We start from the raw sequence: 13,320 nt of genomic DNA on the forward strand, positions 1-13,320 counted from the left end.
GCATCTTGGATTCGGGCTGCACCTTAACGGATGCCGGCGAAGGTCGAAAGCACTATCCCCCGATCAACGCCAGCCACTCGTCCTCGGTCATCACGGTCACGCCGAGTTCCGTTGCCTTGTCGAGCTTGGAACCCGCACCCGGCCCGGCCACCACATAGTCCGTCTTCTTCGACACCGATCCGGCCACCTTGGCGCCCAAGCTTTCGGCGCGCGCCTTCGCCTCGTCGCGGGTGAATTTTTCGAGCGAGCCGGTGAAGACGACCGTCTTGCCGGCGACCGGGCTGCCGGATGTGGTGGGCGCCTCGACGGCTTGTGGCGTCACTTGCCTCAGCAGTTGCGCGATCACGCCGAGATTGCGCGGCTCCTTGAAGAACTCGACCAGCGCGCGCGCGACGATCTCGCCGATGCCTTCGATGGCATTGAGTTCGTTCCAGGCCTCGCTGCCGGGTTCGGCGGCGTCCTTCACGCCGGCTTCGAACGCTTCATACGTACCATAGGCGCGGGCCAGCAGCTTGGCGTTGGTCTCGCCGATATGGCGGATGCCGAGTGCATAGATGAAGCGGTTGAGCGAGACTTCGCGGCGGTCGTTGATCGCGGCGAAGAGCTTGCCGACGCTCGTCTTGCCGAAGCCATCGATGTTTTCGAGCTTGTTCAGGGCACTGCGCTGACGCTCCTCGAGCGTGAAGATTTCAGGGGCAGTGCGGACCGTCAGCGCCGGATCCTCGCTCGCGAAGAAGAACTCGACCTGCTTGGAGCCCAGCCCCTCGATATCATAGGCGTCACGGCTGACGAAATGCTTGAGGTGCTCGATCGCCTGCGCCTGGCAGACGAAGCCGCCGGTGCAGCGCGTCACCGAATCGAGCTTGCCGGTCTTTTCGTTGCGCTCCCGCACCGCATGGCTGCCGCAGACCGGGCAGGTTTTGGGAAACGCGTAAGGCACAGCATCTTTCGGACGCTCGTCGAGCACGACATCGACGATCTGCGGGATGACGTCCCCTGCTCGCTGGACGATGACGGTGTCGCCGATCCGGATATCCCGGCCCTCACGCAAAGGCTCGCCGGAATTGCCGATGCCCTTGATGTAATCCTCGTTGTGCATCGTGGCGTTGGTCACCACCACGCCGCCGACGGTAATCGGCACCAGCCGGGCAACAGGAGTGAGCGCGCCTGTCCGGCCCACTTGAATGTCAATGGCCGTCAATGTCGTCGTTGCCTGTTCGGCCGGGAACTTATGCGCCGTCGCCCAGCGTGGGGACCGCGAGCGGAAGCCGAGACGGCCCTGCAGATCGAGCCGGTCGACCTTGTAGACCACACCATCGATATCGTAGTCGAGCGCGGCGCGCTTGAGGCCGATCTCGTTGTAATGTCCGATGATCTCCTCGACCGACGACAGCCGCTTCGTCAGCGGGTTGACGGGAAAGCCCCATTCGCAAAACTTTTCCACCATGCCGGACTGGGTATCGGCCGGCATGTCCGACACCTCGCCCCAGGCATAGGCGAAGAAGCGGAGCTTGCGGGCCGCCGTCTGCTTCGGATCGAGCTGGCGGAGCGACCCGGCCGCCGTGTTGCGCGGGTTAACATAGGTCTGCTTGCCCTCGGCCTCCATTTGGGCGTTCAGCGCCTGGAAATCGCTCTTGGCCATGTAGACCTCGCCACGCACTTCGACGACATCGGGCACGCCGGCGGGAAGCACCTCGGGGATTTCCTTGATGGTGCGGATATTGGCTGTGACGTTCTCGCCGACGGTGCCATCACCGCGCGTGGCGGCCGTCACCAGCTTGCCGCCCTCGTAGCGGAGCGACATGGACAGGCCGTCGATCTTCGGCTCAGCGGTGAAGGCAATGGAATTGTCGGGAAGCACACCGAGGAAACGGTACACCGAGCTCACGAAATCCTGGACATCGGTATCCGAAAAGGCGTTGTCGAGCGACAGCATCGGCCGTGCATGGGTGACCAGCTTGAACCCTGCAGCCGGCGCGGCACCCACCCGCTTCGAGATGCTGTCGGCACGCACGAGATCGGGGAACGCCTGTTCCAGCGCCTCGTTGCGGCGCTTCAACGCGTCATAATCGGCGTCGGAAATCTCGGGCGCGTCCTTGCCATGATAGAGCGCATCGTGCCGGGCAAGTTCCTTGGCGAGGACATCGAGTTCGACTCCCGCTTCCTCGACGCTGAGTTCGGTGACTGGCTTTTCGGACGTCGTCATCACTTGGCCTCACGATTTCGGGCGAACAAGCCCAGGTGGACCATGATCGCGTCTTCGACTGCGTCCATGTCAGCCTTCCCCAATGTTGCAACTTGGTTTTTGAGCCGCGACTTGTCGGCGGCCATGATCTGGTCAGCAACGGCTTTGCTGGGCTTGCCGTCGATCGTGACGGCAGCCTCGCCCGGATAGAGCCGCGTTGTGTTGCTGGTCAAGGGAACGACGACGACGCGGGCCAGGTTTCTGTTGGCGGCGTCGTTGCTGATGATAACGGCGGGCCGGGTCTTGCGGATTTCGCTGCCGACGGACGGATCGAATTCGACCCACCAGACCTCACCGCGTTTCATCGCGCATGTCTCCGGCAAGCGCGTTGCACCATTCCGCCGCTTCAGACTCCCGCTCCCGATCCTCGGCCATGGCCTTGTAGCCCTCATCGAGGGAGACGTCGAGCACATGGGGTCGAACCAGATCCTCGATGAACTGACTCATTCGCCGAGGGCCAACCACGCGATAGAGCCCGTCATACACTTGCTCGTCCAGAGTGATCGTCATCTTCTTATGCATGTCTGTCACTTTATACGTATTATTATACGTATAATAATTCGCAGTGCGGATTGGTCAAGGCGAAAGTTATCCCTCACCCTTGAGCAGTTTTCCGGCAGCAGCGCGCGCTTCGGCGGTGATCGAGGCGCCGGCCAGCATGCGGGCGATTTCTTCCTGGCGGGCGTCGTCGTCCATGGTGGCGACACGGGTCGAAACCCGGCCGCTTTCCTCGCCGGTGACGCCCTTGGAGATCAGGAGATGGGTATCCGCACGGGCCGCGACCTGCGGCGCATGCGTCACCGACAGGACCTGGACTCGTGAAGAAAGTCGCTTCAGCCGCTGGCCGATCGCATCCGCCACGGCGCCGCCGACACCGGTATCGATTTCATCGAAGACGAGCGTCGGCGCCGAGCCGCGATCGGCGAGCGCGACCTTGAGCGCGAGCAGGAAACGGGACAGTTCGCCGCCGGACGCCACCTTGGTGATCGGGCCGGGGCGTGTGCCCGGATTAGTCTGCACGTGGAATTCGACGCGGTCGATGCCCCATGCGCCGGCGGATTCCTCGTCGGCCTCGATCTCCGCCATGAAGCGCGCGCGATCTAGCTTCAACGCGGGGAGTTCCGCCATCACAGCCTCGGAGAGCGCCTTGCCGGCATTTTGGCGCTTGGCGGAGAGGTTGCGAGCGGCGGCGAAATAGATCGCTTCTGCTTCCTTCTCGCGTGCATCGAGTTGCTTGAGCCGTTCCTCGCCATGGTCGAGGTCGGCCAAATCGGCAATCATTTTCGCGGCGAGCGCAGGCAGGCCGGTGACCGGTACGGCATATTTGCGGGAAGCGGCGCGCAGAGCAAACAGCCGCTCTTCGACGCGCTCCAGTTCCCTCGGATCGAATTCGGTCCGGCGAAGTGCTGCCTCGACCTGGTTCTGCGCCTCGGAGAGGTAGTTGAGCGCTTCGTCCAGCGCCTCCACCGTTTCCTCGAGCAGGCCGGGCGCCTCGGCCGCCTTGCGTTCGAGCCGGCGCACCAGCGAGGCGAGATGCGGCACCGGCGAGGCATTACCGTTGAGATATTCGGACGCTTCGGAGATGTCACCGGCGATCCGCTCGGATTTCATCATCCGCGAACGATTGTCGGCGAGTTCATCCTCCTCGCCATCGACGGGCGAGAGCTTTTCCAATTCATCGACCGACGAGCGAATGTAGTCGGCCTCGCGCTGCGCCGCCTCGACCTTGGCGCGATGTGTCCGCGCTTCGCGGCCGGCATCCTTCCAAGTGCGGAAATGAGTGCCGACGGCGGTCGCTTCTTCAATCAGTCCGGCGAATGCGTCGAGCAGCGTCCGATGTGCTTCGGTATCGACCAGCGCCCGGTCGTCGTGCTGGCCGTGGATCTCGACCAGCAGCGAGCCCGCCTGGCGCAGAAGCTGCGCACTGACCGGCTGGTCGTTGACATAGGCGCGGGTGCGGCCATCGGCCGATTGCACGCGGCGGAAGATGATGTTTTCGCCATCCTCATCGATGGCGTTCTCCTGGAGAAGTCCACGCAACGGGTGCGCAAGCGCGACATCGAAGACCGCGGTCACCTGGCCCTTGTCCTCGCCGTGGCGCACCAAGCCGCCATCGCCCCTGCCCCCGAGGGCGAGCGACAGCGAATCAAGCAGGATCGATTTGCCGGCGCCGGTCTCGCCGGTCAGGACGGACAGGCCCGGCTCGAAGGCAAGATCAAGCCGATCGATCAGGACGATATCGCGGATCGATAGCTGTATCAGCATTGAGAGTGAGCGCCCCGATCAGGACTCGCCGAGAATGAGCTTCTTGCCGGCGCGGGAAATCCACGAACCCTGGTTTTCCTGCGGCGCAAGGCCCTTGGATTGAAGAAGCGCGAAGCTGTCCTTGTACCAGGCGCTGTCCGGATAGTTGTGACCCAGCACGGCAGCAGCCGTCTGTGCCTCATCCACCAGACCGAGCGAATAATAGGTCTCGACGAGACGGGCCAGCGCTTCTTCCACTTGGTTGGTGTTGCCGAACTGCTCGACAACGGTCCGATAGCGAGAGATGGCTGCAAGGTATTCCTTCCGCTCCTGGTAGTAGCGGCCGATCTGCATTTCCTTGCCGGCGAGATTGTCGCGCGCCATGCGGATCTTCGTCTGCGCGTCATCGACATATTCCGATGTCGGGTATTCGTTGACCACCTTCATCATGGCCTCGATCGTGCGGGCCGATGCGCGCTGGTCCTGCGTCACGACGGGGATCTGCTTGGCGTAGCTCAGACCGATCAGATACTGCACATAGGCCGCATCCTTGGTCTGCGGATAGAGCTTCATGTAGCGGTCGCCGGACTGGATCGCGCCTTCATTGTCGCCCTGGCGGTACTTGATGAAGGTGCTCATCACAAGGGCACGGCGCGAATATTCCGAGAAGGGATGCTGGCGATCGACGGCTTCGAACTTCCGCTGCGCTTCGGAAATCTTGCCGGCATTGAGATTGGCAAGACCCTCGGTATAGAGCTTGTCGGCCGGCTCGGTCTGCGTGGACAGCTTGGTGATGTCGAGGTCCGGATCGTTCGAGCAGCCCGCGACCATCACGGCGCTCGTGCCAAACACGAGCGACAGAAGCACGGTGCGTGCGGAAAGTTTCATCATCGATATGTCCTGCATTTCCCCAACCGGGTCACTCAATCGGTGGCCACAAAGCAAATCCCGACCGTCAGATTAAGCGGCTAATAGCCATAAAACGCTCGGAACCGCAACGTCATGGCCTTCAAATCATGCAAATTTGTGGCAGAACCGATGCGCCGGGGACACGGCCAACAAGAAAAATGCCGGCCGTGAGGACTAAATGCTGGACTCGCAGCGGATCAAGCCGTCCAGGGCGCATATTCCGGTTGCGAGATCGCGATCAGTTCCGGCACCGCGACCCGATGGCGTGCGCCGGCCGACTCGACGATCTCATAGGCCGAACGGTCGGAAAGCAGCGCCTTGAGCGCCATGGCATTGACCTTGTGGCCGCCACGATAGGACCGGTAAAGACCGAGGAACGGCGCACCGGCAAGGGCCAGGTCGCCTACGGCATCAAGCGTCTTGTGGCGTACGAATTCGTCGGACCAGCGCAGGCCTTCCATATTGATGACGCGGTTGTCGTCGCCGATCACCACGGAATTTTCGAGCGACGAACCGAGCGCAAGGCCCATGGCCCAGAGACGCTCGACATCTCGCATGAAGCCGAAGGTGCGGGCGCGGGCCAGCTCGTTCTTGAAGGATACGGAGTTGAGATCACCCTTCCAGACCTGCCGGCCGATGAGCGGGCTCTCGAAATCGATTTCGACCTCGAATCGCGTGCCGTCATAGGGCTGGAATTCCGCCCAGGATGCGCCATGGTCGATACGGACAGGCTTTTTGACGCGGATGTAGCGTCGCTTGACGCCAAGCGGGCGGATGCCGGCCTGTTCCATCGCCTCGATGAATGTGGCGGAGCTGCCGTCCATGACAGGCATTTCGGCGCCGTCGATCTCGACGATCGCATTGTCGATGCCGAGTGCGTAGAACGCGGCCATCACATGCTCGACCGTCGCGACCGAGTGCGCCGGGGAAAAGCCGAGAACCGTGCAGAGATCGGTCGAACCGACGGAAGCGGAAACGGCCTTGAGCTCCGTCACTTCGTCATGCTGGCCAATGCGCTGGAAAATAATGCCTGTGCCGGCTTCCGCCGGATTGAAGATTGCGGTGACCTCGGCTCCCGAATGGACGCCGATACCGCGAATCGTGAACGGGTTTTCAAATGTTGTTTCAAAACCCAAAAGACCTAAAGACATATTACCCCGCTTTTGATGTGGCCCGTTCAAACCACCGCCCGGATCCATCCGAACAATCATGTGACATGCTGCAGAAACTGCGATTTTCAGACGGGTTTCCAATCCCCCAAATGGACCCATCGTGAAAATATAGTCGCGGCACCGGCAAACCAAATCAATGTTTCTTTCCAATTGTAACGTTCCGCAGGCGGCCATCACCGAATGCATGAAGGGCCCGGATTTCAAGTCCGGGCCCCTCCTCTATTTTTAACTGTTCCAGCCTTTAGTTCGACTGGCGGCGCAGGAAGGCCGGGATGTCGAACTCCTCGGTTTCCTGGGCACGCGGCTGGGCCGGGACCTGGCGGCCCTGGTCGTCGAGATTGCCGCGACGCGGTGCGTAAAGGCTCGCCTCCGGCGACAGCGCCCGGCGCTGCTGGGAAGCGGCGTTGGGTGCCGCGGCCGTCATGTCGGACGGAGCCGGTGCTTCTTCTTCCCTGCGGCCGAGCGACGAGGTCAGGCGCTTGAGCAGGCCCATAGGACCACGCTCTTCGGCATGTGCGGTGGATGCCACGCCTGCGCGGTGCTCGATCTCGGCCTTCAGGACGGGCGGAAAGTCCTCGACCTTGGGCATGCGCATCTGATCGGCTTCCATGCGAACCGACGCCATCAGCGAAGGCTCGGAATGGACGTCCTGGTGATACTGCATGGCAGCCGGCTGATGCGCGACCGACGGCTCGCGATACTGCATCTGCGTTTCCGGCTGGGCAACGACGCGGTTGGCGACCGGTGCTTGTTTCGCGACTTCCTCGGCCGGCATCGCGAACAGCTTGCTCGCCGGACGGAAGTCGTCCTGCGGGGCAGCGGCCAGTTCGTTCATCAGCGGATTGGCGATCGCGATCTCAAGCTCCATGTCCATCTCGGCGGCACGGATCGTTTCGGCCACCGGATCGGCCGCGTAGGTCATCGGCTGCGGCGCGGGGACCGGCTGAGCCTGGGCCTGCATGACGGGAGCCGAAATCGGAGCCTGGCTGACCTGCGGGCGGACAACCGGCCGCGAGATCGGCTTTACTTCAAAAGGGCGCTGATCACCCGCTCCCATTGTGCGATCGATACCGGTCGCGACAACAGAAACGCGGATAATGCCTTCCAATGCTTCGTCGAACGTTGCGCCGAGGATGATGTTGGCGTCGGGATCGACTTCTTCGCGGATACGGGTCGCAGCCTCGTCGACTTCGAAGAGGGTCATGTCGCGGCCGCCGGTGATCGAGATCAGGAGGCCCTGGGCGCCCTTCATCGAGGTCTCGTCGAGCAGCGGGTTGGCGATCGCAGCTTCCGCTGCGGCCAGTGCGCGGCCTTCGCCGGAGGACTCACCGGTGCCCATCATCGCGCGGCCCATTTCCCGCATGATCGAGCGGACGTCGGCGAAGTCGAGGTTGATAAGACCTTCCTTCACCATGAGATCCGTGATGCAGGCAACGCCCGAATAGAGCACCTGGTCGGCCATGGCAAAGGCATCGGCGAAGGTGGTCTTGTCGTTGGCGATGCGGAAGAGGTTCTGGTTCGGGATCACGATCAGCGTATCGACCGACTTCTGCAAATCGGTGATGCCCTGGTCGGCGAGCCGCATGCGGCGCTGGCCTTCGAACTGGAACGGTTTGGTGACGACGCCAACCGTGAGGATGCCTTTGGATCGGGCAGCCTGCGCGACGATCGGAGCAGCGCCCGTGCCAGTGCCGCCGCCCATGCCGGCGGTAACGAAGCACATATGGGTGCCGTTGAGGTGATCGATAATCTCATCGAGGCACTCTTCGGCCGCCGCACGGCCGACTTCCGGCTGCGAACCGGCACCGAGGCCTTCGGTGACCTGCACACCCATCTGGATGACGCGGTCGGCCTTGGTCATGGCGAGCGCCTGGGCGTCCGTATTGGCAACGACGAAGTCCACGCCCTGCAAACCGGCCGTGATCATGTTGTTGACGGCGTTGCCGCCGCCGCCGCCGACGCCGAACACCGTGATGCGCGGCTTAAGCTCGGTGATGTCCGGCTTGTTCAATTTGATGGTCATGTTGTCCGTCCTTCTTTTAGTCGAGCCGGTTGCCATACCGGCCGTCATTCCTGAATTTGTTAGAAACTGCTCTTGAGCCACTGGCTGACGCGGGCGATCCTGCCATTGCCCCCGCCGAGATTGGACAGAACGCCCTTCTCCTCGGCGTGGATTTCGAGATCTGCAAACTGCGGATAGATCAGCAGCCCGACCGCGGTCGAGAATGCCGGACCCTTCGCCGCAGGCGGAAGGCCCTTGACGCCCATCGGCCGTCCGATGCGGACGTTGCGGGCGAGAATCTGGCGCGCGAGGTCCGGCAGACCGGTCAACTGGCTCGCACCGCCCGTGAGAACGACACGCTTGCCGACGATCGGCGAGAAGCCCGAGCCACGGATGCGGTCGCGGATCATTTCCAGCGTCTCCTCGACGCGGGCGCGCACGATCTTGCCAATCAGTCCACGCGGAACCTGCGTCGGCTGCTCGTGGTCGTCCTCGCTGATCGGCGGGACCGAAACCAGTTCGCGGTCGTCTCCGCCGTTCGACAGCGCCGAAGCATGCATGACCTTGATCCGCTCGGCTTCCTCGATCCGGGTCGAGAGGCCGCGAGCGAGGTCGGTGGTGACGTGATGGCCGCCGAGTCCGATCGCATCGGCGTGAACCAGCTTGCCCTCGGCAAAGACCGAGATCGTCGTCGTGCCGCCGCCCATGTCGATGGCAGCGCAGCCGAGTTCCAATTCGTCATCCACAAGGGCCGCGAGACCCGAGGCATAAGGCGTCGCCACCATGCCCTCGACCGAAAGGTGGGCCCGGTTGACGCAGAGTTCGATATTCTTGATCGCCATGCGTTCGGCGGTCAGCACATGCATGTCGACGCCCAGCGTATCGCCGAACATCGAGACCGGATCGCCGATGCCGCGCTCGCCATCGAGCGAGAATCCGGTCGGCAGCGAATGCAGTACGGCGCGGTCGTTGCGCAGCGATTGCTGGCAGGCGGCGACCAGCACCTTGTTGACATCGTCCTGGTCGACTTCCTGGCCGCCGAGATCGATCGAGGCGGTGTAGATGTCGCTGTGCAGACGGCCAGCCGAGACGTTGACGATCAGGCTGTCCACGGTGAGGTTGGCCTGGCGTTCGGCGGTATCGACCGCGTGGCGGATCACGCCTTCGAGCGCGTCGAGGTCGGAAATGACGCCTGATTTGATGCCGCGCGACTTCTGGTGGCCGATGCCGATGATCTCAACCTTGTGCGTACGGCCCGGAAGAACCTCCGATGCCTCGCGCGGCGTCAGGCGGGCGATCATGCAGACAACCTTGGTCGAGCCGATATCGAGCACGGAAACGACATGCGACCGCTTCGAGGGAAGCGGCTTCAGGCGCGGCGTGGACCCATTGGAGGAGCCGAAGATATTCATATCGCCTCCTTCATCTTCTTGAATTCCTTGGCGCGCGCCTCGACCGCCTTCTTGCGGCGGGCACTGGCATCCTCCGTCAACTGCACCGTGGTGCGATCCTCAAGCCGGAAGTCGATGGCGAGAATATCCCGTTCCAGCACTTGCTGATCCTTGTTGAATTCGGCGAGCTCGACCATGGCGCGCTCCATGCCGTGCTCAGGCAATTTGATGATGACGCCATTGTCGAGCTTGAGATCCCAACGACGTCCAGCAACCCGCATGAAGGCCTTGACCCGCGTCTTGACGGCGGGCCACTGGTCGAAATCCTTCATGATCTCTTCCGCGCCGGCGCCGGCATCCCGACCGACGAACAGCGGCAGGTGGGCGAACTTGTTGTCGCGCAGCGAAGCGATGACCTTGCCGCTCTGTTCTATCAGCGAAAGATCCTGGCCGTGCTGCCAGATGCCGAAGGCGACCTTTTCCTTGAGCTTGATCTCGATCGTATCCGGGTAAACCTTGCGGACTTCGGCATCGAGTATCCAGGGCAAAGTCTTGAGCGCGTCGCGCGTGGCGGCCACGTCGAGCGCCATCAGCGAGGTCGTGCCGTCGAGGCCGATCTTCTCGAGGATATCGATTTCCGAGGTCTCGGCATTGCCGGAAACCTTGACATTGTTGATCGCAAAGCCGGCTGCCGAGGTGACCGCCTGGGTCACATCGCGTGTCTCGCCGGTCAGCGCGAAGATATAGCCAGCGGTGGCGGCGTAGAAAGCAAGCACTGCAACGGAGCCGACATGGCGGGGAATATCGATGCGGCCCGACGCCAAGCTCCCGAGGAAGCGCACCGCGCGACGCATCGGCTTGGGCAGGACCATGCGCTCGCCACCCTGGGCAACCACATCGGCCTCGGCATGACTACCCGGCGATTTACGGGACCTCAACGCAAACACGACGCGTCCTCCACCATCCAACGAAGAAACTCACCAAAGGAATGGCCAGCATGCTGGGCCATTTCGGGCACCAGGGAGGTTGGAGTCATGCCGGGCTGGGTATTGATTTCCAGCCAGATCAGTTCGCCTTCTTCCGAGAAGCGGTCGTCGTAGCGGAAGTCGGATCGTGTGACCCCGCGGCAACCCATCGCCTTGTGCGCCTTCAAAGCCAGTGTTTGTACTTTTTGGTAAATTTTCGGTGAAATTTGCGCGGGAATGACATGTTTTGAGCCACCATTCACATACTTCGAATCATAATCGTAGAAGGCGTGTCCTTGCGGCACTATTTCGGTGACCCCGAGCGCCACATCGCCCATCACGCCGCAGGTCAGTTCGCGGCCATGGATATAGCGTTCGACCATGACGATATCGCCGTAGCGCCACTCGGAAGAGGTGATCATCTGTGGCGGATGCGTCTGGTCTTCCTTGACGATGACGACGCCAAAGCTTGACCCTTCGCGCACCGGTTTAACGACATAGGGCGGCTTCATGGGGTGGGCCGAGGTGAAATCGTGGCGGTTCATCACCTTGGCTTCGGCCACCGGCATGCCGTGGGACTTGGCAACCCGCTTGGCCTGCTCCTTGTCCATCGACAGCGCCGAGGAAAGCACGCCGGAATGGGTATAGGGAATTTCGAGATATTCGAGGATGCCCTGGATCGTGCCATCCTCACCGAACGGGCCATGAAGCGCATTGAAGGCGACGTCTGGCTTCAACTCCGAAAGCACGGTCGCCACGTCATGGCCGACATCGATGCGCGTGACCTGGTAGCCCTCGCCTTCGAGCGCCTCGGCACAGGCGGCACCCGAGGACAGGCTCACCGGCCGCTCGGAGGAAATCCCACCCATCAATACCGCAACGTGCTTTGCGCTCATTACAAAAAGACCCCAGACTCAAACACGGATATTAGCAACCGGCCCTTGCTTGGAACTTTCGCTGGTCGCGCGCCCAAACATCGGCCGTCGCAAATCACTAAAACCGATTAAGGTTAATGAAGCGTTTACCTGTGTTAATTTTTGGGTCAGGGAAGAGCGGCGGCCTGTTAACGGTAGCCGGCTTGCCGGGAACGTTAGTCGCGCACCTGGATGCCCGCCTCGGCGGCGGCGAAGAGGAAAGCCCGGCGGGCCTCCTCGGCAGACTTCTTGCCCTCCGCCACGGCAGCGCAGACCAGCAGCGCGCGGTCGAGCGCAACGCCATCTTCCAACGGCCAGTCCTCGATCAATGCCCAACTCGCCTCGGTGGCATTGGAGATGGTCGTGAACTTGCCTGGCCCTTCGAGAGCGAGAATGACCGGCTTGCTCCAGCGATTTTCCATTTGGCCCTCCTGGTTCAGTATCCGCAACGCGCGTAGCATATGCAGAGACGGAAGTCTGCCCGCCTTCGTCTCAAGCCAGCAGCACTGCCGCGCTATCCTTGATCACAGTGCCCAGCGCTTCGAAATCCCGCCTTTTGCCCGAGGCGCTCGTCCGCCAGACGAGGCCTATCCTGCGCGATGGCTGGGGCTCGGCGAAGGGCACCACCCGCACCCTGTTACGCGACGATTCGTCCCTCAGCGCGATTTCCGGAATGAGCGTGATGCCCATGCCATGGCTGACCATCTGCAGCAGCGTCGTCATCGAGGTCGCGCCGTAATTGGCGACGCGGCGGCCCGCCGAGGTGCCGCACACGGCGAGCGCCTGGTCGCGCAGGCAATGGCCCTCTTCCAGAAGAAGCAACCGCTCGACGTCGACGTTGTCCTCGGTCATCGGCGACATCAGGATGGTGTTTTCATCCTCGGCGCTGGCGATGAAGAACCGGTCCTCGAACAGGAAGGCGCTTTCGATCGACTCGTTGCCGGCCGGCAGTGCCACGATGGCGCAATCAAGCTTGCCTTGCCGAAGTTCTTCCAGGCAGCCCGAGGTCAGCAGTTCCTTGAGCTCGACGCCGAGTTCCGGATAGAGGCCGCGCAGCCGGGGGATCAGTTCCGGCACCAGATAGGGCGCGACCGTGGGGATGATGCCCAGCTTGAGCCGGCCCTTGAGTGGCCCTTGCCCCGCCTTGGCGCGCGCTTCGAGCCGCCCCGTCCGGTCGAGAATGTCGCGGATCTCCGGCAGCAGGTCCTCGCCCTCGCGCGTGAGGATAGCGCCTGAACGGTTGCGCTCGACGAGCTTGACGTCGAGCAGTCGCTCCATTTCCGCGATCTGCGCCGAGAGCGCCGGCTGGCTGACGGACACCATTTCCGCCGCCTTGCCGAAATGGCGGGCATTGGCGAGCGCATCGAAATAGCGCATTTGTCTGAGTGTGATCATGATAGGTTTTTCTTATCAAAAATTGCAGCAAATGCAATTGGAAACTATCGTTGGGAAAGCGATAGAGTGGGCTTAGAACAATT

Annotated in this window: 12 protein-coding genes; all 12 read right to left on the reverse strand. The window is 62.1% G+C overall.

Annotated elements, in window-relative coordinates; all coding sequences use genetic code 11:
• Nucleotides 1-52: 52 nt before the first annotated feature.
• Nucleotides 53-2,206, reverse strand: a complete 2,154-nt coding sequence (gene ligA, locus IHQ71_RS16145) for an NAD-dependent DNA ligase LigA (RefSeq protein WP_258157482.1) — start codon at nt 2,204-2,206, stop codon at nt 53-55.
• Nucleotides 2,206-2,550, reverse strand: coding sequence for a type II toxin-antitoxin system PemK/MazF family toxin (locus IHQ71_RS16150; protein ID WP_258157483.1), 345 nt, complete (start codon nt 2,548-2,550; stop codon nt 2,206-2,208). The genes ligA and IHQ71_RS16150 overlap by 1 nt, the downstream gene beginning before the upstream one ends.
• Complete coding sequence (locus tag IHQ71_RS16155; protein ID WP_258157484.1) at nt 2,537-2,755, reverse strand: hypothetical protein; 219 nt, start codon at nt 2,753-2,755, stop codon at nt 2,537-2,539. Before IHQ71_RS16155 ends, IHQ71_RS16150 begins: the two co-directional genes overlap by 14 nt.
• 78 nt (nt 2,756-2,833) lie before the next feature.
• Complete coding sequence (gene recN, locus IHQ71_RS16160) at nt 2,834-4,510, reverse strand: DNA repair protein RecN (RefSeq protein ID WP_258157485.1); 1,677 nt, start codon at nt 4,508-4,510, stop codon at nt 2,834-2,836.
• Between the two features lie 18 nt (nt 4,511-4,528).
• Entirely contained in the window at nt 4,529-5,377 is an 849-nt protein-coding gene (locus IHQ71_RS16165) for an outer membrane protein assembly factor BamD (protein WP_374990033.1), read from the reverse strand.
• A 218-nt stretch (nt 5,378-5,595) separates the two neighbouring features.
• Entirely contained in the window at nt 5,596-6,549 is a 954-nt protein-coding gene (lpxC, locus tag IHQ71_RS16170; RefSeq protein WP_258157487.1) for a UDP-3-O-acyl-N-acetylglucosamine deacetylase, read from the reverse strand.
• Between the two features lie 262 nt (nt 6,550-6,811).
• Nucleotides 6,812-8,593, reverse strand: coding sequence for a cell division protein FtsZ (gene ftsZ / locus IHQ71_RS16175; RefSeq protein ID WP_258157488.1), 1,782 nt, complete (start codon nt 8,591-8,593; stop codon nt 6,812-6,814).
• Between the two features lie 59 nt (nt 8,594-8,652).
• Nucleotides 8,653-9,984, reverse strand: coding sequence for a cell division protein FtsA (gene ftsA / locus IHQ71_RS16180; protein WP_258157489.1), 1,332 nt, complete (start codon nt 9,982-9,984; stop codon nt 8,653-8,655).
• Nucleotides 9,981-10,910 carry a cell division protein FtsQ/DivIB gene (locus IHQ71_RS16185; protein WP_374989863.1) on the reverse strand — a complete coding sequence of 310 codons (930 nt, stop codon included), beginning with the start codon at nt 10,908-10,910 and terminating at the stop codon, nt 9,981-9,983. Before IHQ71_RS16185 ends, ftsA begins: the two co-directional genes overlap by 4 nt.
• Nucleotides 10,898-11,824 carry a D-alanine--D-alanine ligase gene (locus IHQ71_RS16190; protein ID WP_258157490.1) on the reverse strand — a complete coding sequence of 309 codons (927 nt, stop codon included), beginning with the start codon at nt 11,822-11,824 and terminating at the stop codon, nt 10,898-10,900. Before IHQ71_RS16190 ends, IHQ71_RS16185 begins: the two co-directional genes overlap by 13 nt.
• 194 nt (nt 11,825-12,018) lie before the next feature.
• A complete protein-coding gene (locus IHQ71_RS16195; RefSeq protein WP_258157491.1) occupies nt 12,019-12,264 on the reverse strand; it encodes a DUF982 domain-containing protein in 246 nt (81 codons plus the stop codon).
• Between the two features lie 70 nt (nt 12,265-12,334).
• Nucleotides 12,335-13,237 (reverse strand): hydrogen peroxide-inducible genes activator, encoded by a 903-nt coding sequence (locus IHQ71_RS16200; protein ID WP_258157492.1) that lies wholly within the window; start codon nt 13,235-13,237, stop codon nt 12,335-12,337.
• Nucleotides 13,238-13,320: the final 83 nt, after the last annotated feature.

It is taken from the genome of Rhizobium sp. TH2 (genome assembly GCF_024707525.1).
Lineage (GTDB): Bacteria > Pseudomonadota > Alphaproteobacteria > Rhizobiales > Rhizobiaceae > Rhizobium_E.

What these genes read in the sequence shown, in the direction of transcription:
- ligA (WP_258157482.1), bottom strand. Translation starts at nt 2,206, where the DNA reads ATGACGACGTCCGAAAAGCCAGTCACCGAACTCAGCGTCGAGGAAGCG.
- IHQ71_RS16150 (WP_258157483.1), bottom strand. Translation starts at nt 2,550, where the DNA reads ATGAAACGCGGTGAGGTCTGGTGGGTCGAATTCGATCCGTCCGTCGGC.
- IHQ71_RS16155 (WP_258157484.1), bottom strand. Translation starts at nt 2,755, where the DNA reads ATGACGATCACTCTGGACGAGCAAGTGTATGACGGGCTCTATCGCGTG.
- recN (WP_258157485.1), bottom strand. Translation starts at nt 4,510, where the DNA reads ATGCTGATACAGCTATCGATCCGCGATATCGTCCTGATCGATCGGCTT.
- IHQ71_RS16165 (WP_374990033.1), bottom strand. Translation starts at nt 5,377, where the DNA reads ATGAAACTTTCCGCACGCACCGTGCTTCTGTCGCTCGTGTTTGGCACG.
- lpxC (WP_258157487.1), bottom strand. Translation starts at nt 6,549, where the DNA reads ATGTCTTTAGGTCTTTTGGGTTTTGAAACAACATTTGAAAACCCGTTC.
- ftsZ (WP_258157488.1), bottom strand. Translation starts at nt 8,593, where the DNA reads ATGACCATCAAATTGAACAAGCCGGACATCACCGAGCTTAAGCCGCGC.
- ftsA (WP_258157489.1), bottom strand. Translation starts at nt 9,984, where the DNA reads ATGAATATCTTCGGCTCCTCCAATGGGTCCACGCCGCGCCTGAAGCCG.
- IHQ71_RS16190 (WP_258157490.1), bottom strand. Translation starts at nt 11,824, where the DNA reads ATGAGCGCAAAGCACGTTGCGGTATTGATGGGTGGGATTTCCTCCGAG.
- IHQ71_RS16195 (WP_258157491.1), bottom strand. Translation starts at nt 12,264, where the DNA reads ATGGAAAATCGCTGGAGCAAGCCGGTCATTCTCGCTCTCGAAGGGCCA.
- IHQ71_RS16200 (WP_258157492.1), bottom strand. Translation starts at nt 13,237, where the DNA reads ATGATCACACTCAGACAAATGCGCTATTTCGATGCGCTCGCCAATGCC.